18 protein-coding genes are annotated in these 22,859 nt (G+C 58.9%); 13 read left to right on the top strand and 5 right to left on the bottom strand.

What is annotated here, in order from left to right; genetic code table 11:
- Positions 1 to 33 precede the first annotated feature (33 nt).
- From ADAD_RS0108765 to ADAD_RS0108755, 4 genes are all read right to left on the bottom strand, one after another.
- A complete protein-coding gene (locus ADAD_RS0108765) occupies positions 34 to 444 on the bottom strand; it encodes a hypothetical protein (RefSeq protein WP_010412715.1) in 411 nt (136 codons plus the stop codon).
- A gap of 95 nt (positions 445 to 539) precedes the next feature.
- Positions 540 to 983: a CBS domain-containing protein gene (locus tag ADAD_RS16660; protein WP_010412712.1), complete on the bottom strand. Its 444-nt coding sequence runs from the start codon at positions 981 to 983 to the stop codon at positions 540 to 542.
- Positions 984 to 1,413: 430 nt separating this feature from the next.
- Complete coding sequence (locus tag ADAD_RS0108760) at positions 1,414 to 2,820, bottom strand: aldehyde dehydrogenase family protein (protein WP_010412709.1); 1,407 nt, start codon at positions 2,818 to 2,820, stop codon at positions 1,414 to 1,416.
- Positions 2,817 to 4,457: an acetolactate synthase large subunit gene (locus ADAD_RS0108755; RefSeq protein WP_011413840.1), complete on the bottom strand. Its 1,641-nt coding sequence runs from the start codon at positions 4,455 to 4,457 to the stop codon at positions 2,817 to 2,819. Before ADAD_RS0108755 ends, ADAD_RS0108760 begins: the two co-directional genes overlap by 4 nt.
- 425 nt (positions 4,458 to 4,882) lie before the next feature.
- Between ADAD_RS0108755 and lspA the strand changes: the two genes are divergently transcribed.
- A complete protein-coding gene (gene lspA, locus ADAD_RS0108750; protein WP_225899969.1) occupies positions 4,883 to 5,449 on the top strand; it encodes a signal peptidase II in 567 nt (188 codons plus the stop codon).
- 26 nt (positions 5,450 to 5,475) lie between these two features.
- Here the strand turns inward: lspA and ADAD_RS0108745 are convergent, their stop codons facing one another.
- A complete protein-coding gene (locus ADAD_RS0108745; RefSeq protein WP_010412699.1) occupies positions 5,476 to 5,871 on the bottom strand; it encodes a MerR family transcriptional regulator in 396 nt (131 codons plus the stop codon).
- Between the two features lie 227 nt (positions 5,872 to 6,098).
- Between ADAD_RS0108745 and ADAD_RS0108740 the strand changes: the two genes are divergently transcribed.
- The 12 genes from ADAD_RS0108740 (at position 6,099) to ADAD_RS0108685 (ending at position 22,790) form a co-directional block, all read left to right on the top strand.
- Positions 6,099 to 6,650, top strand: a complete 552-nt coding sequence (locus ADAD_RS0108740) for a cation transporter (RefSeq protein WP_010412696.1) — start codon at positions 6,099 to 6,101, stop codon at positions 6,648 to 6,650.
- Positions 6,647 to 8,578, top strand: a complete 1,932-nt coding sequence (locus tag ADAD_RS0108735; protein ID WP_011413838.1) for a cytochrome c/FTR1 family iron permease — start codon at positions 6,647 to 6,649, stop codon at positions 8,576 to 8,578. The genes ADAD_RS0108740 and ADAD_RS0108735 overlap by 4 nt, the downstream gene beginning before the upstream one ends.
- Before the next feature lie 159 nt (positions 8,579 to 8,737).
- Positions 8,738 to 9,082: a hypothetical protein gene (locus ADAD_RS16845; protein ID WP_137678721.1), complete on the top strand. Its 345-nt coding sequence runs from the start codon at positions 8,738 to 8,740 to the stop codon at positions 9,080 to 9,082.
- 64 nt (positions 9,083 to 9,146) lie between these two features.
- The gene (locus ADAD_RS0108725) at positions 9,147 to 10,400 is read left to right on the top strand and encodes a TolC family protein (RefSeq protein ID WP_010412683.1); all 1,254 of its coding nucleotides are present in this window, start codon (positions 9,147 to 9,149) and stop codon (positions 10,398 to 10,400) included.
- Positions 10,401 to 10,411: 11 nt separating this feature from the next.
- Entirely contained in the window at positions 10,412 to 11,560 is a 1,149-nt protein-coding gene (locus ADAD_RS0108720; protein WP_011413836.1) for an efflux RND transporter periplasmic adaptor subunit, read from the top strand.
- 37 nt (positions 11,561 to 11,597) lie between these two features.
- Positions 11,598 to 14,861: an efflux RND transporter permease subunit gene (locus tag ADAD_RS0108715; protein WP_137678839.1), complete on the top strand. Its 3,264-nt coding sequence runs from the start codon at positions 11,598 to 11,600 to the stop codon at positions 14,859 to 14,861.
- Positions 14,862 to 14,874: 13 nt separating this feature from the next.
- Positions 14,875 to 15,300: a hypothetical protein gene (locus ADAD_RS17215; RefSeq protein ID WP_225982092.1), complete on the top strand. Its 426-nt coding sequence runs from the start codon at positions 14,875 to 14,877 to the stop codon at positions 15,298 to 15,300.
- A gap of 116 nt (positions 15,301 to 15,416) precedes the next feature.
- Positions 15,417 to 17,912: a heavy metal translocating P-type ATPase gene (locus ADAD_RS0108705; protein ID WP_010412670.1), complete on the top strand. Its 2,496-nt coding sequence runs from the start codon at positions 15,417 to 15,419 to the stop codon at positions 17,910 to 17,912.
- Positions 17,909 to 18,538, top strand: coding sequence for a cation transporter (locus ADAD_RS0108700; protein WP_010412667.1), 630 nt, complete (start codon positions 17,909 to 17,911; stop codon positions 18,536 to 18,538). The genes ADAD_RS0108705 and ADAD_RS0108700 overlap by 4 nt, the downstream gene beginning before the upstream one ends.
- Complete coding sequence (locus ADAD_RS0108695; RefSeq protein ID WP_010412664.1) at positions 18,535 to 19,401, top strand: hypothetical protein; 867 nt, start codon at positions 18,535 to 18,537, stop codon at positions 19,399 to 19,401. Before ADAD_RS0108700 ends, ADAD_RS0108695 begins: the two co-directional genes overlap by 4 nt.
- A complete protein-coding gene (locus tag ADAD_RS0108690; RefSeq protein WP_010412661.1) occupies positions 19,401 to 20,354 on the top strand; it encodes a cation diffusion facilitator family transporter in 954 nt (317 codons plus the stop codon). Before ADAD_RS0108695 ends, ADAD_RS0108690 begins: the two co-directional genes overlap by 1 nt.
- A 201-nt stretch (positions 20,355 to 20,555) precedes the next feature.
- A complete protein-coding gene (locus tag ADAD_RS0108685; RefSeq protein ID WP_010412654.1) occupies positions 20,556 to 22,790 on the top strand; it encodes a TonB-dependent receptor family protein in 2,235 nt (744 codons plus the stop codon).
- Positions 22,791 to 22,859: the final 69 nt, after the last annotated feature.

Raw genomic sequence — 22,859 nt, 5'->3', positions numbered from 1 at the left:
TCGCAAGCGGCGCGATGCACCGCCCGGGAAATGCTAGATGGTGAGCTGGGGTTGTGGAGGTGGCGATTCCGGCGGTAGCGGCTGGCTCTCGAGCCTGCTGGCACTCGCGGAAAGGTACTGAGGCGCAACAAAAAGCGATTCTGTTTGCGCAAGTCCCGCAGCGGTGAGCGCCAGCGGCGGGAGACAATTCATAGCAACAAGACAATCGAGTGTCATCTCGCGGCAAGGCCCGTGCTGATCGACCTTGTCCTTATCGGCGATCACCTGCCCGGGCATTGGGTGATTGGGCATGCCTTGCACCATTTCAGCGCAATCAGTCGTTCCGGCCACTTCAATCTGCGGAACAGCTGCCTGTGCTGCGACCTGCACAAACAGGCCGAAGCTGAAGCAGATCAAAGTAAGAGCACGAATATACGTCACCGGTTTGGGATAGTCCGAACGCATACGACGTGCAAGTCGGTTATCAGGCTGAAGACAAAGGCCAGATTTATGTTTTCGCTTCAGCAAACCCGAAGCCCAAACCTATTGCCCAAATTTGCCTAACAGCAACCTGACTTTGACGCTTCCTCGGTGGGTTCCGATACCTCACGCACCAGATCGCCGGTCTCTTTTTCGTTCGCATGCCGAGCAATGTCGGCTTGTGAAACGATGCCGCAACATTTGCCACTCTCGTCCACAACAGGAAGCCGCCGAACTTTGTTGTCCTCCATTTTGCTGCGACAATCATCGACACTCGTGTCGGGTGTCACAGTAATCGGAGAGCTTGTCATCACGTCTTCTACCGACGTGTCAGAAGACTTGCCGTCTGCAACGCAGCGACAAGCAATGTCACGATCGGTAATCACACCGACAAGTGTGCCGGAATCATCTACAACCGGAATTTCGCCGCAGTCGTTTTTCACCATGAGATTAGCGGCCTCCCGTACACTGGTCGAAGGATTGCAGCATGCAGGATTCGAGGTCATCACATTCTTGGCTTCCATGATATGTCTCCAATTTCTATTAAATACCTGAATATTTGCGTACCATTGCAACGGCGAGGCGCCGGATAATGTTCCTCTCGCATTTCCGGATGAAATCGATATGGACGAACGGGCACGGTCATGCCGAACGAAAGCTGTAGAATGGCATTCGCCACCTCATGGAAGGCGCTAGCATCTGAATAGGCCTTACCCAGAAGCCCAGGAATACAGAAGTATGGGTCCGCCGAGAGGCGTGAGGCACAGGCACCGGCCCGCTTCATTGCTCTTCACAGTCTCCGCTGCGATAGCCGCCCTAATGCAAATGTCTGCCCGCTTTATGAAGAATTCGCGGCCATCTCTCGTCTCAGTCTTCATGATGTTGAAGATCGGGTAGCAGCGATAAGTCACTGCTCTTTCAATAGACCGTGTGCGGGACAATCATCGAACGCTCCTATCGATCTGATCGAAAACCACCCTCTGGCCAATTCCAGACGGCCATTTTTTCAAAGCTCATATCCGCCATCGTGTAGGCGATCCCGCCGACACCAAGGCCGGAGCGGCGCAGGCCTGCAAAGGGCATCCAGTCCACGCGGAATGCCGTATGGTCGTTCACCATCACAGCCGATCCAGCCAGAGAGCCGATGCTATGATTGGCGATTGACAGCCGATCGGTGAATACAGCGGCCTGAAAGGCGTAAGGCAGGGCATTGGCCTGCTCGATAGCCAGGTCGATATCGTCATAGCCATACACGCAGATCACGGGGCCGAAGATTTCTTGCCGGGACACATTGGCACTTTCGGGAGGATCGAGAATGACGGTCGGAGAGAAAAGAGTGTCACTCAGACGGCTTCCCCCGCACACCAGGGTGCCGCCTGCTGCGATGGCATCATCGACCCAGCGTTCGACGCGGTCGACTTCCTCCGTCCGGATCAAGGGGCCGCATTGGGTTTCAGCAACGGCGGGATCGCCCACGACGAGCTTTTCGGCAGCTCGCCCTAGGTCATTGGCGAAGTCTTTCAATTCTGCAGCAGGGACGAATACGCGCTGTACGGAAACGCAGACCTGACCCGAATGATAGAACCCGCCTTTGAGCAACGAGGCGATCACTGCTGCGCGCTCCACGCCGCTGTCCACGATTACCGGCGCCGCACCGCCGTGCTCGAGAGCAATGCGGGTTCCCGGCGCCAGCTTCGAGCGAAGCATCCAGCCGATTTTCGCAGAACCGATGAATGAGAAGAACGCCGTGCGCGAATCGGTTACCATTCTTTCGGCGATGTCGTTGCCGCAAGGTGCGAACCGGCACCAGGCCTCAGGCAGGCCGGCTTCATGGAGAATGCTCACGAAGCTCTGGCATGACAGAGGTGTTTCCAGCGCAGGCTTGATAAGAACGGGGCACCCGGCTGCTACCGCCGGTCCAACCTGATGGACGATCAGGTTGAGGGGGTGATTGAATGCCGAGATCGCCACGACAGGACCGATCGGCTCGCGGAATGTATACGCCGTCCTACCCGCACCCGCTTCTGTCAGGTCCATGGGGATCTCGTGGCCCCCGCCATCGCTCAGCGCCTGAACGCACAAGTCGACGCTATTGATCGCGCGACCGGCTTCCACCCGCGCATCGACCAGGGGCTTCCCGCCCTCCCTGACGATCTGGAGAGCCAGTTCTTCGGCTCGTTCGCGCATGATATCCGCCGTTCGCCGGAGGATGGCGATACGCTCATGCACAGCAAGCCAGCAACTGCGTTCGCGGTGGAGCAACTGCGCTTCATTCAGCCATTCATCGATTTGAGCCCAGTCGACAAGCGCCACTTCTGCAATCGGCGAGCGGTCGAAGGGATTGTGAACGATCGTTTTCATAGCTCGCACACCTTCGCGCCGAGTTCGTCGATCAGCACTTTCTTGTTTTCGGAATAGTCGACGGGCAGGTCGACAAGGTGCACGCCGCCAGCCTCGAATGCGGCGTTCAGGACCGAAACCAGATCCGCGCTTCGCTCGACACGGTGGCCGGTCGCTCCATAGCTCTTGGCATAAGTGACAAAGTCGGGATTGGAAAAGGTCAGGCCGTAGTCCGGAAAGCCGAGCTGGCCCTGCTTCCACCGGATCATGCCGTATGCCGCGTCGTTCAGGATGAGCACGACGAGGTTCAGGCCAAGCCTGACGGCCGTTTCCAGTTCCTGCGAGTTCATCATGAACCCGCCATCGCCGCACACCGCGAGAACCCTGCGCCCGGGCGTGAGAATCGCCGCCATCATGGCGGATGGAAGGCCCGCGCCCATCGTCGCCAATGCATTGTCGAGCAGAATGGTGCCAGGCTCATGAGCGATGTAGTTTCTAGCGAACCAGATCTTGTAGATGCCGTTGTCGAGCGCGACGATATCATCGCGTGCCATTACGCTGCGAACGTCGGCAACGACGCGTTGGGGAACCATTGGAAAACGGTCGTCGTCGCTGGTTTCGGAAATGTGCGAAGCAATCTCGTGATGCAGGGCGGTGTAGTAGCTGCGATCACACTGCAAGTTGCCATCCAAACGGTTTCCCAGCCGCTCGACCGAACCGGCAATGTCACCGATGACTTCCAGCTGCGGGAAATAGACCTGATCGACTTCGGCCGCCTTGTAATTGATATGAATGACAGTCTGACCGTCCGGCTCCATGAAGAATGGCGGCTTCTCCACCACGTCGTGACCGATATTGACGATCAGATCGGCCTTCTCGATCGCGCAGTGAACATAATCGTCCGAAGATAGGGCCGCGGTGCCCAGATAGAGTTCGCTATCTTCGTCGACCACGCCCTTGCCCATCTGGGTGTCGAAAAAGGGAAAACCGGTATCGGACACGAATTTCCGCAGCGCCTTCGAAGCGCGGCGGCGGTTTGCTCCGGCTCCGATTAGCAGCAGTGGCCGCTCAGCCGCGATGATCCGCTCGGCCGCTTCGTCGAGCGCCGCATCTCCGGCGACCGCATAACGCCTTTGATGCGGCGGTATGACCGGTTCGATCGTTTCCTCTTCAGCAATATCTTCCGGAAGCTCGAGCAGCACAGCGCCCGGTCTTTCTTCCTGAGCAAGTCGGAAACCTTCGCGAACGAGCGAGGGGATGCGATTGCCGTTCACGATCTGGGTCGAAGCCTTGCATAGCGGAGTAAACAGCGAAACAACGTCGACAATTTGGAACTGCGCCTGTTTCGATGTCTTTATCGGTTTCTGCCCGGTGATGATGATGAGCGGAAAGGCCCCGAGCGCGGCATAGGCCGCCGGAGTTGTCAGGTTCGTCGCACCAGGCCCGAGAGTTGCGAGGCAAACCCCCGCCTTGCCGGTCAGACGGCCATAGGTCGCCGCCATAAAGCCCGCACCTTGCTCATGGCGCGTCAATACCAATTCGATTGAGGACGTGCGCAGGGATTCCAGCAGGTCGAGGTTTTCTTCGCCGGGAACGGCAAAGATGTATTCCACCTTTTCAGCCTCTAATGCAGCGATAAACAAGTCAGAGGCTTTCATTTTCGATATTCCCTTTTCAGAAGCATGAATGCCCTACGGCAATGCTTTCTCACTACAACCGCAAAGAGAGTCACAGACGCAAGGAGCCTCGCCTCATTCGCACCATGCCGTTCAGCGAATGTTCTGAAATGCGCGTAGCCGCAAAAAGTATCCTAAAAACATGACCTTTGGATTTGGCAAGAAGGTAGGGACTCCGTTTCTTGACATTCCCACCGCCGCAGTATGAGTCCGCGATCCACCTCGTGTGCCCCCACGCGAAACCGGTGCAATTTGCGACATCGGCGAAAATGTTTTGCTTGCCCATCAAGGCATGGCGGAGACAGATATTTTCCCGCGCTGGGATCACGTGCCGATGACATTCGGATGCCTGAATGGCTGGGCCAGTGATCGGCGGGACAGTTGACCTCTCTGCATTGACATGATCGATGAGTACCGGGCCCAGACCTGATTTCTATCGTCCAGAGAATCAGAGATATCTGCCGATCATCCAAGGAACCAATATGTACCGAAGTCTTGGTCTTTCGATCGCCGTCGCAGTCTTCGCGAGCGATCTCATTTCAAAATGGCTTATTGTGAATGTGGTCATGGACCCTGCCCGCGTGATAGATGTTTTTCCATTCTTCAATCTGGTGCTCGGATATAATCGCGGTGTTACATTCGGCCTCCTGAGTTCCGGCAATCCAATCGCGCCCTATTTGCTGTCCGGGTTCGCGCTTCTTGTCGTGGGCGTTCTGGCCAGATGGCTCTGGCGCAGTACCGTACGCCTCGAATCCGCCGCGATAGGTTCGATCATTGGCGGTGCATTGGGTAACGTTGCCGACCGACTGGCGGACGGAGCGGTCACCGATTTTCTCGACTTCTATGTCGGCGGCTATCACTGGCCTGCGTTCAATCTCGCGGATGTCGGAATAGTCCTTGGAGTGGCATTGTTTCTCGTTACCTGGTGGTCCGGAGAAACGCAGCGCGACGATGGCACCGCGCCGAAAGTGTAGATTCTGCGCTTTTGCCAAGGCAATCTTCAGGCGGATTTTCTAGCAAGCCCGCCGATGATGCCGCAGTCGGTGGCAGTGCCCCCATCGCAGGCCCGTGCCAGGCCGATCAGTTCCTGTCTCATCGCCTGCAGCTGTTCGATCTGCTCTTCCACCCGGCGCAAATGATTTCGTGCCAAAGTCGCAGCGTCCTTGCAATCCCGGTTTGGTGCGTCCGACACTTCGAGCAGCGAGCGAACTTCGGACACCGAAAAGCCCAAACCCCGAGCCCGCCGGATGAATGCGAGCCGTTCGACATCGGCGTCTGCGTAAATCCTTCGTCCCGACTGGGAGCGCGGAGCGGGCTTCAGAAGACCGATCTCTTCATAATAGCGAACGGTGTTGACTTTGGTCCCGGTCGCGCGGGCAATTTTTCCTATCTGCATTCTTTAATCCTCGATGATGGCCATCGCAGGGTGTGTGTCTCCGCGACGCAATCGCACATCGGCCGTCAGACTTTCTGCGAAAGGTGCGCAGAAAGTCCTTGATCCTCCAGTAACTGGAGATTGTAAAGCTCAAAAATCATGAGTTTAGATGATTCGGAAGACTGTGTTGCACCGGCGACCCCGAGAGGGCGGTTGACGATCCGCAATACCGCCGCGCGCTTTGGATCGTGATTATCCTCAATGTCGGTTTCGGCATGATCGAGCTGGCCGCCGGGTTTTTAGCCGCGAGCCAGGCGCTCAAAGCCGACGCGCTGGATTTCCTTGGCGATGGCTCGATCACCTTCATCGGACTGCTTGCGCTCGGATGGACGGCATCGACGCGTGCTCGGGTGGCGCTCGCGCAAGGTTTGTTTCTGGCGGCGCTTGGTGTGAGTGTGATCGGCGCGGCGATCTGGCGCATGTTCGATATGGTGCAGCCGGAAGCCGGCATCATGGGCTGGGTGGGTTTTGTCGCCCTGCTTATCAACCTTGCCGCCGTTTTTGTGCTCGCTCGCTTTCGCAAAGGAGGCGATGCTCAAGCGCGCGCGATATGGCTATTTTCACGCAACGATGCCCTGGCCAATGTCGCGGTCATCGTCGCAGCCGGTTTGGTTTATTGGTTGGGAAGCGCATGGCCTGATATCATCGTGGCCGCTGCGATTGCGTTTTTGTTCCTCCATTCGGCTCTCGAAATTATCCGCCATGCGCGCAGCGATATGAAAACGCAGCAGATTGCATGATGAAATATTTGGCGCGCCTGTCCGGCATTTGCCTGGCCCTTCTGTTGTCGTTCGGCAGCGCGCAAGCGTTGGCGGCAGAACCCAACACGATCTGGCGCCTGCTCGATTACATGGCGGTAGATTATGCAGCTGCCGTCGAGGACGGCGAAGTCGTCAACGAAGTCGAATATGAGGAAATGGTCGAATTCGCCGGTACGGTACGATCGGGTATTGCGGAATTGCCTGAACGCCCCGGTCGCGTTCGGCTAGAGGCAAACGCGAAGCAACTTGAAGCCGATATCCTCTCGATGGCCCCCGTTGATCAAGTTGCCACGGCAGCCAGAAAGCTCGCTGCGGATCTCCTAGCCATCTATCCGATCACGCTCTCGCCTTCGAGGGCGCCCGATCTTGAGCGCGGAAGACTGCTGTACCAGGAGACTTGTGCCAGTTGCCACGGGGTGTCAGGAAACGGTCGCGGGCCGGCGTCTGCGGGCCTTGATCCACCGCCGATCGCATTTACCGACGTCGATCGCGCGCGTCAGCGCAGCATTATGGGTCTCTATCAGGTTATCGACCAAGGGATCGATGGCACCGCCATGCCCGGTTTCTCGCAGCTCTCCTCCGACGATCGTTGGGCCCTGGCCTTCTATTCGGGATCCGTCGCCTTTGAGGCGGTCGACGAAGGGGCGCGTCTATGGAAGTCAGATTCCGAACTACGCAAACGCTTTCCCGATCTTGCCGCTCTCACGAAGATCACGCCGGACGAACTGGCAGGAGAGATCGGGCAAGTGCGCGCGGACGCGCTCATGGCCTATCTTCGGGCCAACCCGTCGGCGATCGCCGATGTAGCGGGGCCTCTTGGCATCACACGTACCCGGCTCGCAGAAGCTGAACGCGCCCACGCGAACGGGAATATTTCCCGGGCCAAGGAGCTCGCACTGTCGGCATATTTGGACGGGTTCGAACCCGTCGAACCGATATTGGCGACACGCAATCCGGATCTTCTGGTGCGTATCGAGAGCGGGATGATGGACTTGCGTGCAGCCATCGACGCAGATCTGCCGACCTCTGCGATAAGCGAACGGATCCGGGCCATCGAGGGTTTGCTCGTACAGGCTGAAAATGTCCTTGCGCCGGAATCTGCGACGGGCTGGTCAACCTTCGTGGCATCTTTCGCGATCCTCCTCCGCGAGGGTCTGGAGGCATTGCTGATCGTGATCGCCATGATCGCTTTCGTGAGGAAGGCGGGACAGGATCGGGCATTGCGATTTGTTCATGGCGGGTGGACCGGTGCGCTGGTGGCAGGCGCGCTTACTTGGCTTGCGGCGACCTATCTTCTCGACATCAGCGGTGCCGGCCGGGAATCGATCGAGGCATTCGGTTCGCTGATTGCAGCGCTGGTCCTTCTGTCGGTTGGCGTCTGGATGCACGGAAAATCACAGGCAGACAATTGGCAGCGCTATATCCGCGACAAGCTTGGCAAGGCGCTTTCGCGCGGATCGCTCTGGTTCCTGTTCGGGATCGTATTCCTTGTCGTCTATAGAGAGGTCTTCGAAACCATCCTCTTTTACGCTGCGCTGTCCGCTCAGGGAAGTACGGGCTATCTGCTGGCGGGCGCTGCCACGGCCGGTTTGCTCCTTGTCGTCATCGCCTGGCTGCTGCTGCGCTACAGCCGGACGCTGCCGATCGGAAAGTTCTTTGCCTACAGTTCGGTGCTCATCGCCCTGCTTGCGATTGTCCTGATTGGCAAAGGGATCGCGGGCTTGCAGGAAGCGGGTGTGATCGGAATTGCGCCGATAGCCGGCGGTCCGCGACTAAGTATGCTTGGAGTTTATCCGACGTTCCAAGTGATTGGCGCTCAACTTGCAATGGCATCCGTACTTTTACTTGGTTTCTGGATTAATCACACCCGAGCATCAAACAATGACCGGTCACGCGATGCAGTGTGATATTATATCTTTCTATTACGGCGTTTGTGTCGACCCAGGTCGGTACATGAATAGCGCATTTGTTCGTTCTTATGCATTGAGCTGCGCGACGGCTTCGGAATTCGAAGAGAATATCGACTTGTGCCATGTGATTGGTCCTGCTAGCGGGGCCAAAGTGTCATGACCCTCCGTATGCCCCTTCTTGCCTTGAAGCCGTTTTTCGCCATGCTGATTCTCTTCGGCCTGGTGTTCAGCGTAAGCGTGGACGCGGCGGTATGCGGGCCTGAAATTGGCGAACTTACAAGTGTCGAAGCTGCAAGTAGCGAGACTGGTCAAGACTTGCCGGACAGCCCGAATGAGCAGCATGGCATCTGCGCCCACGGCCATTGCCATCATGGAGTCCAATTTGCAGGCAATGCGGATATCGGGGCCGGTGAGCGTTCATCCGGTGCACAGCATTTCTTCGAACCCGTCGGCCTGACTGCAGTCCAGCAAGCGATTTTGACGCCCCCTCCTCGAATCTGACGTCCAGTATTGCCGCCGCAATGTCGGCGCGCATTCGGCATGTCAGTAGAGGAAAAATCAATTCATGTTTGCCATTATTTGGCGAGGCGCCCTTTTTGCAGGGCTGAGCCTCGCAGTACTGCCCGGTGCGGTGCGTGCACAAGAACGCGCGGTGTTGACGCTCGACGAAGCTCTCGCGCGTGCGGGTGTGGACGAAAGCGCGCAGGTGCAATCAGACAATCCGCGTTTGATCGGGCCGCAGGCCGAAACGGACGCGGCACGCGCGCTTATCGATCAGGCACGGCTTCGGCCAAATCCTGAGCTTGCCTTTGAAGCGGAGAACATCGCAGGAAGCGGTGCCTTTTCAGGGCTGCAAGCAACCGAATATACGCTGTCTTTGAGTCAGCGCCTCGAGCTAGGCGGCAAGCGGGGCGCACGCATTCGCTCGGCCGAGGCCGAGGCGCGCGTGGCAATGCTTTCTGGAGAATTGTCGGTCGCTGAGCTGAGTCGCATGGTGCGCGAACGCTACATCGAGGCGGTCGCTTCAGCTGCGCGACTGGAACTTGCCCGCGACGTAGTCGAACGCAATCGCGAACTCGCGCGTATAGCTGGCCTGCTTGTCGAAGTTGGCCGCGAGCCGCCGCTGCGCTCGCTTCGTGCAGAAGCGGCCCTTGCTGAAGCCGAGGCGGAGTTTGAAGCCGCGCGAGCTTCAGAGATAGCGGCGCGGAGCGCGTTGGTGGCGCTCTGGGGTGAAACGTCCCCTCCCCCGGACGTGCCATCGGCGTTTCCCGGGATCGAACCTCCTGCGATGCTTCTTGCATCGCCTTCTGCTTTGCGTCTCCAAGTCGCGCGTGCCGAACGCGAGGCGGCGGACGCTGCGATCGACAGGGAGCGCTCTTTGGGTGTTCCCGATCCGGCCATCTCCGCCGGTGTCAGGCGGTTCGAGGAAAGCAGGGATCAGGCCTTCCTAGTGGGCGTCTCGATTCCCCTTCCTTTCCGCAATCGCAATCAGGGTAACATCGCCGCTGCCGAGGCCCGCTTCCGCGCGGCCTCCGCACGCGAGGCTGTCGCCCGCGCGGATTTCGAACTCGAAGTAACCCAGGCGCGCGGCCGCTTTCTCGCCGCCGAGGCTCGTGTAGAGACTCTGTCCCAAACCTCCCTGCCTCAAGCGGAAGAAGCCTTGCGCCTCGTCCGGATTGGGTATCGCAACGGCAGGTTCCCGCTGATCGAGGTTCTGGCTGCGGCCGAAGCCCGCGATGCAATCCGAGAAGCCTTGATCCAAGCCCAGGAAGATCGCGGTCGCCTGGCGGCGCAGTTGATCTGGCTTGGCGCCCAATGAGGAAAATACCCATGAACCGTAAGCGTTTGGCCGTACTGATCGGCCTGATCATTCTTGTTTTTGCGGCTGCTGTAATGCTGTGGCCGGACAACGGCGCAGAACCGCACAGCGAAGAGGAAACCGAAGAAAGCGATCTCCCGGAAGGACTGGTCCTACTCGGCGAAGAGCAGATTCGAAGCTCCGAAATCATGGTCGAGACCGTTGGTGAGGGCTCGGCGGTAGAGCTAGTGTTCCCAGCCACAATCGCCGCTAGCCCCACAGGCAGCGCGCGGATCGATGCGCGAGCGGCGGGCGTGGTGCGGAGCGTTCAAAAAACGCTGGGTGATTACGTCCGGCAGGGTGAAACCATTGCGCGTATCGAAAGTGCGGAAGCGGCAGCTTTGGCATCGCAATTGAGCGCGGCGCGCGCGCGCGTCAACGAATTGTCAGCCGCCTATGAGCGCGAACGCCGGCTTTTCGAAGCCAATGTTACGGCGCGGCAGGATCTCGAAGCGGTGCGCGCCAATCTCCAGGTCGCCCAGTCAGAACTGTCCCGCGCGCAGGCAGCGGTTGCGGCAGCGGGCGTGAGTGGCGACGGTCGGTCTTTGGCGGTTACCAGCCCTCTTGCAGGACGGGTAACGGCGGCGCCTATTGTCCTTGGTTCGTTTGTCGATGCGGGAGAGGAACTCTACCAAATCGTGAATCCTAATGCGATGCAGATCGAAGTCGCGCTCCCCTCTGCAGAAGCGAGCCGTATTCAGCCAGGCGATGAAGCCACGCTGGAACTTGCAGAAAACCGCGAGATCGGAGCGCGGGTCCGCTCCGTCACGCCATCGCTCGATCCTGAGAGCCGCAGCGCGACGGCAGTCCTTTCGCTCACGCGGTCCATCCCCGGTCTTCAACCAGGTGCCTTCCTGCAAGCGCGCATCCGACCTTCGGGCGAGGTCGACACGGGCCGCATGTCGGTGCCCGAAAGCGCGGTGCAGTCACTCGACGGCCAGGAAGTGGTTTTCGTGCGCACGCGCCGCGGCTTCCAGACCCGTCCGGTGGTGACCGGCGCACGTTCCGCAGGCCGCGTGGTGATCGAATCCGGTCTCGAAGCGAACTGGCGGATCGCAACCGAGAATGCCTTCCTGCTCAAAGCCGAACTCGAAAAAGAGGAAGCCGAACATGGACACTGATCGCATGCAGGAAACGGAGCACTCGCACCGCCACGGCCTGATCGGCATGATCCTCGACATGGCCGTGCGTTTTCGCTGGGCCATGGTCGTTTTGACGATCGGTGTCGCCATCTATGGCGTGATGAACCTTCTTCGGCTTCCCATTGACGCCGTACCCGACATTACGAACGTTCAGGTGCAGATCAATACCGAAGCGCCCGCCCTTTCCCCCTCCCAGGTCGAAACGCAGGTAACCTATCCGGTGGAAACCGGTCTCGCCGGGATCGATGGTCTGGAAATGACCCGTTCGATTTCGCGCAACGGGTTCAGCCAGGTTACTGCAATCTTCGAAGAAGGTACTGACATCTATTTCGCGCGGCAGCAGGTCAATGAGCGCCTGACGCCGATCACCGCTTCGCTGCCCGAAGGAGCAGAACCGGTAATGGGACCTATCTCGACCGGTCTGGGCGAAGTGCTCATGTATACGATCGAGTTCGAGCATCCGGGGGGCAAGGAAGCACCGAAGGGCAATGCGGTCGGTTGGCAGTCCGACGGAAGCTTCGTTACCGAACGCGGTGACAGGCTGGATAGCGATGTCGCTAAGGCTGCTTATCTGCGTACCATTCAGGACTGGGTGGTCGCTCCACTCATGCGGTCGGTCGATGGCGTCGCCGGTGTCGATTCCATCGGGGGTTTCCGAAAGCAATATCTCGTACAGCCCGATCCTGCTCGCATGACAGGCTACGGGCTTTCATTCGATGAGGTGATCGATGCGCTGGAAGCCGCCAACCTTGCCGAAGGCGCGAATTTCGTCGAGCGATCAGGAGAAGCCCTGCTGGCTCGTGTCGATGCACGGCTCGGCAGTGTCCAGGACATCGAGCAAGCAGTCATATCTACACGTGGAGGCGTTCCCATTCGCGTGGGAGATGTCGCAACGGTCAGCATTGGCGGTGATCTCAGAACCGGGGCTGCATCGCTGAATGGCGACGAGGCTGTGGTTGGTACCGTCCTCATGCGGGCAGGAGAAAACAGCCGCACTGTTTCAGCCCAGGCCGCTGAGAGGCTTGACGAAGTCCGCGCCTCCCTGCCACAAGGTGTGGTAGCCGAAATCGTCTACAATCGTTCGTCTCTCGTCGATGCAACGATCGCGACCGTCGAGAAGAATCTCGTCGAGGGTGCGCTGCTGGTCATAGCCATCCTGTTCCTTTTGCTCGGCAACATACGGGCCGCAATTATCGCCGCTCTGGTTATCCCTTTTTCGATGCTGATGGCATCGATCGGCATGAACCGGCTCGGAGTGTCAGGCAATCTGATGAGTCTGGGCGCGCTTGACTTCGGTCTGATCGTCGATGGGGCCGTGATTATCGTCGAGAATAGTGTGGCACGTCTTGCGGCCAGACAGGAGCATGAGGGCCGGCTCCTGACACTTGGCGAACGGCTGACGGAAACGCGGCTTGCCGCGCAGGAGATGATCAAGCCGACTGTCTATGGTCAGGCGATTATCCTTCTGGTGTTCGCACCGTTGCTGACCTTCACCGGAGTCGAGGGCAAGACGTTCTCGCCGATGGCCATCACGGTCATGCTGGCGCTCGCGTCGGCATTCGTACTCTCGCTGACTTTCGTCCCGGCGATGATCGCGATCCTGCTGAACAAAAAACTGACGGAGAAGGAAGTCAAACCGATCCGGATCGCCAAGGAACGCTATGGGCCTCTTGTCCGCAAAGCCATCGCCCGCCCTTGGCCGGTGATCGGGGCCGGTGCCGGCATTTTTGCCGTTGCTGCTCTGGTGTTCAGTTTCCTTGGCAGCGAGTTTACACCGCAGCTCGACGAGCGCGATATCGCGGTGCAATCATTGCGAATCCCTTCCACATCTCTCGAGCGGTCTCTGGCGATGCAGCGGCGAGTAGAAGATCGATTGGAGGAATTTCCGCAAGTGCAGCTGGTATTCTCACGTACCGGTACTGCGGAAGTGGCCAGCGACCCGATGCCGCCCAACGCCTCCGATGCGTATGTGATCCTGAAGCCGCGCGATGAATGGCCTGACCCGGATCTTTCGAAAGATGATCTGGTGGCAGAAATGGAGAGTGCTCTGGGAGGCCTGGTTGGCAATCTCTATGAGTTCAGCCAACCAATCGAACTTCGCTTCAACGAACTGATCGCTGGCGTGCGCGGCGATGTCGCGGTCAAGATCTACGGCGACGACCTGACCGCCATGACCTCGGCAGCGAACGAGGTCGCCGGGATTTTGCGCGAGGTCGAGGGAGCTGCGGATGTTAAAGTCCAGCAGGTCACCGGTTTCCCAACGCTTGATATTGCCTTCGATCGTCCAACGATCGCTCGATATGGGCTGAAGGTCGAAGACGTCGCTCAATCCGTCGCAATTGCTTTGGGCGGGCGGCCTGCCGGGCTGGTCTTTGAAGGCGATCGAAGGTTCGAGGTCGTCGTTCGGCTTTCGGATGCGACACGCGATGATTTCGATCAGCTTGGTGCATTGCCGGTGCTGCTTCCGAACGGAGCGACCATACCGCTGCGCTCGGTCGCCGAATTCCGGGTTGTGGATGGCCTTGCCGAAGTCCGCCGTGAACAGGGACGCAGGCTGGTGATCGTTTCCTCCAACGTGCGCGAGCGCGATCTTGGCTCCTTCGTTGAGGAAGCGAGGGCGAATGTCGAGGCGCAGGTCGAATTGCCCGCTGCAGCCTTCATCGAGTGGGGCGGCCAGTACCAGAACCTTCAGGCTGCGCAGGAACGGTTGCAGATCGTTATCCCGATCGCTTTCGCGGTTATTCTCCTGTTGCTCTATATGGCAGTCGGAGGCTGGGTTCCCGCTCTGGCTGTTTTCAGCGCGATCCCGCTCGCCCTCGCTGGCGGCATCTTCTCGCTGGCTCTGCGCGGAATGCCGTTTTCGGTTTCGGCGGCAGTCGGGTTCATCGCCCTCTCGGGCGTGGCGACCCTCAACGGTCTCGTGATGGTGACTGCAATACGCCAGCGTCTGGACAAGGGGATGGCGCTCGATGAGGCCATCGTGGAAGGCGGACTGGCGCGCTTGCGTCCAGTATTGATGACGGCTCTGGTCGCGTCGCTCGGGTTTGTCCCCATGGCGATCGCGACCGGCACTGGAGCGGAGGTTCAACGGCCTCTGGCAACGGTGGTCATTGGCGGTCTGATCACCGCCACTGCGCTCACCTTGTTCGTCCTTCCCGCGATCCTGAAGCTCGTCTTCGCCACCAGAAAGGATGACCGGACGTGGCGTCAACGCTGGTGGGACCGCCTGCGCCGCAACGTCACTCCCGAGGAACGGCAAGAGCTGCAAGAGGTTACGTGAATGGAGAGCATCAATGATTAGTAGCCAGCTCAGTGTGACTCTTGCCGGCGCCCTGATACTTTCAAGTGTTCCAGCATCGGCGCAGGATCAGAGCACGCTTGTTCCGATCGCCGGTGTCTGGAGCCTTGGTGAAACGCGGTCTTGTGATAGCGGACCGGCCTGGGTGTTTTTCGCAGATGGCTATTATGCCGAAGTGCAGCTTCCGGACGGTGGCCCCGCCGCCGTCGGAATTTGGCGAGACGAGGGCGATGCCATCGCTTACACCCACGCGCACATGCCATTTGAAGGTCATGAACGGCCGATGCGGGTTCGTCATCTTACCATCGAAGAGCGCACCGCCGAAAAACTGACAACCCGCAATTATCGCGGTGTCACGCGCACGTTTCACCGCTGTCCAGCGAATTCGCTGAAAGTGCCGGCAGGTCAGGACGCACATTGACGCTTTCGTTACGCAATATGCGGGCTTCGCTAGTCCCTATTCGGGTTTCGCGAACCTGCAAGCTTACGGGTCTGCGGCACCGGGAGCGGTCAATTTCCAATGGGAAGCAATAGGCAATGACGCGAACCATCGAACTCGAAGTCTCACCGCTCCTTCCCGACATCCCGAGCGAAACCGATCATTGCATCGCGCGCTTGCAGTCTTTGCTCAGCTCGCGGATCGGCGTGCACGAGGTCACGATATTGCCCGGCGAGAAAGATGCATCCGCCCGACTAGCGATATCATACGATGCCGATCGCCTGACTGTCGCCCGCATCAAGGAGTTGGCCCATGTGGCCGGAGCGGAAATCTCCGAACGCTACGGACACGTTGTCTGGCAAGCCGATGGCATCAATTCCACCCGCCGTGCCCAAACGGTCGCGGACCTGCTGGCCAGCAAACCCGGTATCCTCGAAGCAAATGCTGATGCGAGCGGGAGGTTCATCGCCGAGTACGACCGTCAGCTAACCGATGAGCCTAGGATTGCTGGCGAGCTCAAGAACCTCGGCGTGTCGGTTCTGGCGGGCGATGTCGCCAGGAACGCCGAGCACTCTTCCAAAGACCATGATCACGATGATGAAGATCGTGCCGGGCACAGTCATGGTGGCATTTTCGGCGCGAACACCGAACTCTATTTCTCGCTCGCCTCGGGCGTATTTCTCGCGACCGGGTTCGGGATTGAGAAGCTATGGTCTGGGCATCCAGGATGGCTGCCATTCGCATGCTATCTCGCGGCGTATTTCTTTGGCGGATTCTTTACCGTCCGAGAGGCGTGGGACAATTTGCGCCTGCGCCGGTTTGAAATCGACAGCCTCATGCTTGTCGCCGCTGCGGGCGCCGCCTTTCTCGGGGAATGGGCCGAAGGCGCGCTATTGCTGTTCCTGTTCAGTTTCGGCCACGCGCTCGAACACTACGCGATGGGCCGCGCCAAGAGGGCGATCGAGGCGCTCGCCGAGCTCGCGCCGGAAACGGCACGAGTAAAACGTGGAGATGACGTCGTTGAGGTTCCGGTCGAGGAGCTTGCGCTAGGCGACGTCGTAATCGTGCGTCCGAACGAACGCCTTCCGGCTGACGGCTTCATCTTGGACGGCGTCAGTGCCATCAATCAGGCTCCGGTGACCGGGGAAAGCGTGCCGGTCGACAAGAGCGCGGTTTCGAATATCGCTTCTGCGCGCGCAAATCCTGACAATCTTGCGGATGACAATCGCGTCTTCGCAGGGACGATCAACGGATCGGGCGCGCTCGAAGTGGAAGTGACCCGGCGATCGAGTGACACGACCCTCGCCAAGGTCGTCCAAATGGTGAGCGAAGCCGAGGCTCAGCAATCTCCTACCCAGCGCTTCACGCAGCGCTTTGAGCGAATTTTTGTGCCTGCCGTGCTCGCTTTGGCCGGCCTGCTCCTTTTCGCCTGGGTTGTCATCGACGAGCCGTTCCGCGACAGTTTTTACCGGGCGATGGCGGTGCTTGTGGCTGCCAGCCCCTGCGCTTTGGCGATCGCGACCCCGAGCGCGGTCTTGTCCGGAGTAGCCAGAGCAGCACGCAGCGGCATTCTGGTAAAGGGCGGCGCGCCGCTCGAGGATCTCGGCGCGCTCAAGGCCATCGCGTTCGACAAGACCGGTACTCTTACCGAAGGCGAGCCCCGCATGACCGATGTCCAACCCGCGCAGGGTGTATCTGAAAACGAACTGCTTGCGATTGCCTCGGCGGCTGAAAATCTGAGCGATCATCCCCTAGCACAGGCGATTGTTAGGGACGGCAAGCAGCGGCTTGGCGATGAGGCACTGCCCGAAGCTACAAGTCTTGAAAGCTTCACAGGCAAGGGGATCACCGCGCTTGTCGGCGGTGAGCGGGTGTGGATCGGAAAGCTCGAAATGTTCGGGCAAGACGGGGTCCCTCAGCTCGGTGCCGAACTGTCGGATGCTATCGAGTCCATGCGCGAGCGCGGGCGGACGACGATGGGCGTTCGCTCGGAAACGCGCGATCTTGGAGCGATCGGTTTGCTCGACACGCCGCGGGCGGCAGCAAAGGCGACGCTCGAAGCGTTGCGCGGCCTCGGGATCACCCGAATGATCATGATCTCGGGCGACGACCAAAGAGTGGCCGATGCGGTTGGAAAGGAAGTCGGCCTCGACGAGGCCTGGGGCAATCTCATGCCCGACGACAAGGTCAAGGCCATCCGCAAGCTTGCCGGCCAGGACAAGGTTGCGATGGTCGGAGACGGGGTTAATGACGCTCCGGCCATGGCGAACGCAACGGTCGGAATAGCAATGGGGGCTGCCGGCTCGGACGTTGCATTGGAGACAGCCGATGTCGCGCTGATGGCCGATGATCTCGCCCGACTGCCTTTCGCCGTCGATCTGAGCCGACAAACCCGGTCAATCATCCGGCAGAACATGATCGTCAGTCTCGGAATTGTTGTCGTGCTCATCCCGGCAACCATTTTCGGTCTCGGGATAGGCCCCGCTGTCGCGGTTCACGAGGGATCAACGCTAATCGTGGTCGCCAATGCGCTTCGCCTTCTGGCGTATAAAGAGAAGGGCAGCACAAAAGACATAGCAGAGAAGCCAGTATGAGCTGCAACGATGACTTCGATCTGGATTCGGCGGACAAGCGACGCACATTGTGGATCGTATTGTGGCTCAACGTCGCAATCGCGGTTGGTTTCTTTGTCGTTGCCTATTTTGCGGACTCGAACGCGCTCTTGGCCAACGGGCTCGACAATTCGTCGGACGCGCTTGTCTACGCTCTCAGTCTCCTTGCGCTGAGTCGACCGCGCTCCTGGAAGCGAGGCGCAGCGCGCTTTTCTGGCGTCATGCTTTTGATCTTTGCCGGCGGAGTGATTGCTGATGCCGTCAGGCGGTTTGTTGAAGGTTCTGAGCCGGGTGGCATCCTGATGATCGCGATGGCTGCCGTCGCGGGCATAGTGAACCTCTATTGCCTTCGCCTGTTGCAAAAGATGCAGAACAAGGACGTCAACATGCGGGCCGCCACCACATTCAGCTTCAATGACTTCATTTCGAACGGCGGGATTATCATCGCTGGCGTCATCGTTATGATCACAGGCGCGAACTGGCCGGACCTTGTGGTCGGCATCGCTGTGGCTGGCATAGCTCTTTACGGCGGGATCGATATCCTGCGCGACGCGCACAGTGACAAGCACGACGAGGCGGGAACGGTTCATGGCGAAACACGGGAATGAGCCTCGTCCACGAGATATTTGTAACTGAGGATTTGTCGGCGATCCTGACCTTGGCGATGCTGGCAAGCCTCGGCCTGGGTGCTGGCGTTGTCTGGGAAGAAAAGCACGGGCCTACCCCGAACGAAAATGGGTTCGCGGCGGCCGTCCACTCTGGCGCCCTTGCCGCACTTGCGCTTGTTTTGACCGGTCCTGCAGTTGGACAAGCAAGGGGTGACTTCATAGACGCAGCCCTGCTCCCCGCTGGCGGGACTCTCTATCTTCTGGCGGTGCTGATCGGAGGCTGGGCTTCGCATCGCGACTCAGTTGGAACCCTGTCCGACGCCGTGGGAAGACGCGGGCCGAAGATGACCATTGCGCTTCAAGGCGGTATTGCGCTGGGGTTTGGTGGCATCGCTCTGGGTGCAGCAGCAGCCGTGTCTGTCTTCGCCGGTTTCGCAGCAACACTAGGGGTTGGAATCACCTTTTTCCTGGTGGGGCGAAAGACAACAGCCGGATTTCGCGACAGCGCGATGAAACGCATGGATCGTCTAGCGATCCATGTTTTTCTGTCACTCGCCTTTGTTGCCGCAGCGGTAGCCGGGTTTTGGCTTCTCCACGGCATGAGCGAAACAGCGGACGCGCGGTTGGCAATTCTACTCGCAGGATACTTTCTTGTCTGGTCGGTTCATTTTTTGCTGCAAATCCCGGGCAGACTGGGAGGTTTGAATTTGGCAGCACTCGCGGCCTTCATCTCCGGGCTTGCGATGTTCGGAATGATTGCAGTCGGATTTAACGCCGCGATCGGAGCAATCGATAATTCCGATGCGATCCTTCAGCATCCGGATACCGCCGGCAACAAAATCGCAAATAGCGGAGAAAAGTGATGGCGCACTCGCACGATCAAGCTGGCCACAGTCACGGCGAGGAAAACCTTAGCGATCGTCAGCTGATCCTCGCGGTCGCGATCAATGTCCTCCTGACCCTTGCCCAGATTGTCGGCGGCATCCTTTCAGGGTCACTGGCGCTTATCGCGGATGCATTGCACAACTTCAGCGATGCGGCCTCTCTTGGTCTTGCGTGGTTTGCGCGACGCATAGGCCGGCGTCCGGCGGACAAGCTGATGACCTTCGGCTACGCCCAGGGAGAAGTGGTCGCCGCACTCATCAATCTGACGACCTTGCTGATCATCGGATTCTATCTGATCGTTGAGGCGATCAACCGTTTCGCCGCGCCGCAGCCGGTCGAAGGCTGGACCGTGATCTGGGTTGCCGGGATCGCACTTGTCATCGATCTCGTCACCGCATTCATTGTCTATCGCGGCGCGCATGACAGCATTAACATGAAGGCTGCCTTCCTTCATAACGTTTCGGACGCGCTGGCCTCGATCGGTGTGATCGTCGCCGGAGTGCTAATTATTCTATACGATCTCGTCGTCGCCGATCTCATCATCACTCTCATCATCGCGGCCTATGTCATCTGGCAGGGCGCGACGCTCCTACCGCGAACCGTTCGTCTGCTGATGGGAGCAGTGCCGGACGAGGTGGAATTTGATCAGATGGTTGAAAACCTGCGCGCGCTTGGCGGCGTGCAGGATATTCACCACGTCCATGTCTGGAATCTGGGAGAACATCACCGGGCGCTCGAAGCCCATCTCACTCTTGTTGATTACTCCCAAACAGCATTCGAGGGAGTCAAGCGACGCGCGCGGGCGATGCTGGAAAAGGATTTCGGCATCGCACATGTCACTTTCGAGCCCTGCCTCGCTACGGACTGCGATGATGCGCTGATCCCTGCCCACCCGGCACCCAACAACGGGAAAAACACGGTCGGTGATTAAGCTTTCGCTGGCCTGTTCCTGCCCGGCCGTTCGCAGACCCTGAGCCCTCATCGCGCGCCGGTCGCGGACGGTATTGCAGTCCAGAACCGATGCACCGCGAGCCGCCCTCACCCAATATGGGCATAAAAGCCTACTACTGCTATTGCGAATACGTCTCAATAGCAGTAGTAGGCTGGTAAATGTCTCGAAAGGATTCTTCACATGTATCGCGCTACCGCCTCGCTCATAGCAATTGCACTGGCCGCCCCTGCTTACGCCAATGAAAAAGACCCGACCGATGAGCGGCAATCGCAGGACGGGATAGCAAACCCAAGCGAATCGATTATCGTGATTGGCGGTCGCATCGATGCGTATGAAGTGGCCGGTGCGGCGGACCTAATCGATGGCGAGGAACTGAGCGAATTCGAGCATGGTGACGTCAACCGTGTCCTGCGCCAGGTGCCGGGGGTCAACATTCAGGAAGAGGACGGTTTCGGGCTATTCCCGAATATTGGCTTGCGCGGCGCGCCGGTCGAACGGTCGAGCAACATCACCTTGATGGAAGATGGCGTTCTCATTGCCCCTGCCCCCTACGCCGCTCCGGCCGCGTATTACTTTCCCGCGATCGGTCGAATGGACGCAGTCGAAGTGATCAAGGGCGCGGGCTCGGTACGCTATGGTCCTCGCACGATCGGCGGGGCCATCAATTTCCGATCGACTCCGATACCGACCGAGAGCCTGGCTGGCGAAGCTTCCGGCCAGCTTGGTTCTCGCGGCTATTATCAGGGTCATGGCTGGATTGGCGCTAGTGCCGACAATTTCGGGGCGATGGTAGAAAGCTATCAGCAAGGCAGTGACGGGTTCAAGACGATAGATGGGCTTCCCGGCGCCGAGACCGGTTTTCAACGTCAGGACTATCGCGCCCGCTTCGCCGTCCACACCAACCCAGATTCGCCGGTCGATGCTCGCCTCGAGTTCGCCTATGGTCGATCCGAACTTGAGGCGAACGAAACCTATTTGGGCCTCGCCGACGCGGATTTCGCGAGCGATCCGTACCGGCGCTATTCGGCCAGCCAACGCGACGTTTTCACGGGCGAGCACGATCAATATCGGCTCACCGGCACCCTCCGGTTGCCCGACGACACGCAGTTCGCGGTTACCCTATATCGCAACGATTTCACACGAAGTTGGTCGAAGCTACAGGACATCGATTTCGATGGTGATGGCAGCTTTGATGCCATCCAACCCGTTTTCGATGCTCCCTCCTCAAACGAGAGAGGCCTCGCAATCCTGCGAGGCGCAGACAGCGCTGAAGGTGCCCTTCGCATTCGCAACAACAACCGCGTCTATCGGAGCGAAGGCGTCCAGCTTTCGTTCGAAAGACCTTTCGAGACCGGCGAGGTCAGGCACAACCTGGCTGCGTCGCTCCGGTATCACGAGGATGAAGAAGACCGGTTGCAGAATGAGGAATTCTATACGCAAACGGATGGAGATCTCGTTTTCGTCCGGCAGACGGCTCCGGGCGCTCAAGCCAATCGCGAGGCGAAGGCGAAGGCGATCGCTTTCTATCTGGAGAACCGGATCGAGATCGGCGGGCTTACTCTGACACCCGGCATTCGGTACGAAGGCATCGACCTTACTCGACTGGACTATGATCGAGCCGACCCCGCTCGTCTCGATGGACCTGCGCGCATACGCAAGACCAACGTTGACGAATGGCTTCCCGCACTCGGTGCAACCTATGCACTGGGAGACGTGCTGTTGATTGCAGGCGCTTCGCGCGGTTTTTCTCCCCCCGGGCCCGGAAATCCGGAGGCACGAGCCGAGAAAAGCTGGAACTATGAATTTGGTGGGCGTTTTCGGAATGGCGCCATTCAAGCTTCCGCGATTGCGTTTTATTCCGACTATTCCAATCTGCTCGGAAACTGCACACAATCCGTGGGGTGTAGCGTCGGGGATATTGGCGACCAGTTCAATGCTGGGGCCGTCTCCGTGAAGGGGTTGGAGCTGGCAGCTTCGACGGAGCATCAAGTGGGTAGGGAAATTTCTATTCCCTTCTCGGTGGTTTACACGCTCACCGACGCGCAATTCGAAAGCAGTTTCGAGAGTGCGTTCTTCGGTTCCGTGTCCCAGGGCGACGCACTCCCCTACATCGCTCGCCACCAATTCTATGCCGAAACGGGGCTCGCATTTGGACCGGCATCCTTGCTCGTGAGCGCCAATTACACATCGCAAGTACGCACCGAAGCAGGTAGCGGGGATATTTCGCCCGATGAGCGTATTGACGAAAGGATTGTCTTTGATCTCGCCGGCCGGTTTGCGCTGACGGAAGGTCTCTCTTTGTTTGCCAGAGTGGATAATCTGTTCGACAATGCTTATGCTGTAGCGCGTCGGCCTTCGGGTTTGAGACCGGGGGCTCCCCGGCGCTTCGTAGCAGGCGCTAGCGTGCGCTTCTGAGTATCTACGCCGGCCGATGATCGCGCAATCTTGTAGGAGGCGGGAGCGCCAGTGAGCATTTCCGCCTCA

Origin of the sequence: Citromicrobium sp. JLT1363 (assembly GCF_000186705.1) — a bacterium.
Classification (GTDB): Bacteria; Pseudomonadota; Alphaproteobacteria; order Sphingomonadales; family Sphingomonadaceae; genus Alteriqipengyuania.
The sequence above is the reverse complement of the archived record's forward strand: the minus strand, read 5'-3'. Positions and strand labels throughout refer to the sequence as shown.

Excerpts from the sequence above, each read along its gene's own strand:
- ADAD_RS0108765 (WP_010412715.1), bottom strand. The coding sequence starts at position 444 with ATGCGTTCGGACTATCCCAAACCGGTGACGTATATTCGTGCTCTTACT.
- ADAD_RS16660 (WP_010412712.1), bottom strand. The coding sequence starts at position 983 with ATGGAAGCCAAGAATGTGATGACCTCGAATCCTGCATGCTGCAATCCT.
- ADAD_RS0108760 (WP_010412709.1), bottom strand. The coding sequence starts at position 2,820 with ATGAAAACGATCGTTCACAATCCCTTCGACCGCTCGCCGATTGCAGAA.
- ADAD_RS0108755 (WP_011413840.1), bottom strand. The coding sequence starts at position 4,457 with ATGAAAGCCTCTGACTTGTTTATCGCTGCATTAGAGGCTGAAAAGGTG.
- lspA (WP_225899969.1), top strand. The coding sequence starts at position 4,883 with ATGAGTACCGGGCCCAGACCTGATTTCTATCGTCCAGAGAATCAGAGA.
- ADAD_RS0108745 (WP_010412699.1), bottom strand. The coding sequence starts at position 5,871 with ATGCAGATAGGAAAAATTGCCCGCGCGACCGGGACCAAAGTCAACACC.
- ADAD_RS0108735 (WP_011413838.1), top strand. The coding sequence starts at position 6,647 with ATGATGAAATATTTGGCGCGCCTGTCCGGCATTTGCCTGGCCCTTCTG.
- ADAD_RS16845 (WP_137678721.1), top strand. The coding sequence starts at position 8,738 with ATGACCCTCCGTATGCCCCTTCTTGCCTTGAAGCCGTTTTTCGCCATG.
- ADAD_RS0108725 (WP_010412683.1), top strand. The coding sequence starts at position 9,147 with ATGTTTGCCATTATTTGGCGAGGCGCCCTTTTTGCAGGGCTGAGCCTC.
- ADAD_RS0108720 (WP_011413836.1), top strand. The coding sequence starts at position 10,412 with ATGAACCGTAAGCGTTTGGCCGTACTGATCGGCCTGATCATTCTTGTT.
- ADAD_RS17215 (WP_225982092.1), top strand. The coding sequence starts at position 14,875 with ATGATTAGTAGCCAGCTCAGTGTGACTCTTGCCGGCGCCCTGATACTT.
- ADAD_RS0108705 (WP_010412670.1), top strand. The coding sequence starts at position 15,417 with ATGACGCGAACCATCGAACTCGAAGTCTCACCGCTCCTTCCCGACATC.
- ADAD_RS0108700 (WP_010412667.1), top strand. The coding sequence starts at position 17,909 with ATGAGCTGCAACGATGACTTCGATCTGGATTCGGCGGACAAGCGACGC.
- ADAD_RS0108695 (WP_010412664.1), top strand. The coding sequence starts at position 18,535 with ATGAGCCTCGTCCACGAGATATTTGTAACTGAGGATTTGTCGGCGATC.
- ADAD_RS0108690 (WP_010412661.1), top strand. The coding sequence starts at position 19,401 with ATGGCGCACTCGCACGATCAAGCTGGCCACAGTCACGGCGAGGAAAAC.
- ADAD_RS0108685 (WP_010412654.1), top strand. The coding sequence starts at position 20,556 with ATGTATCGCGCTACCGCCTCGCTCATAGCAATTGCACTGGCCGCCCCT.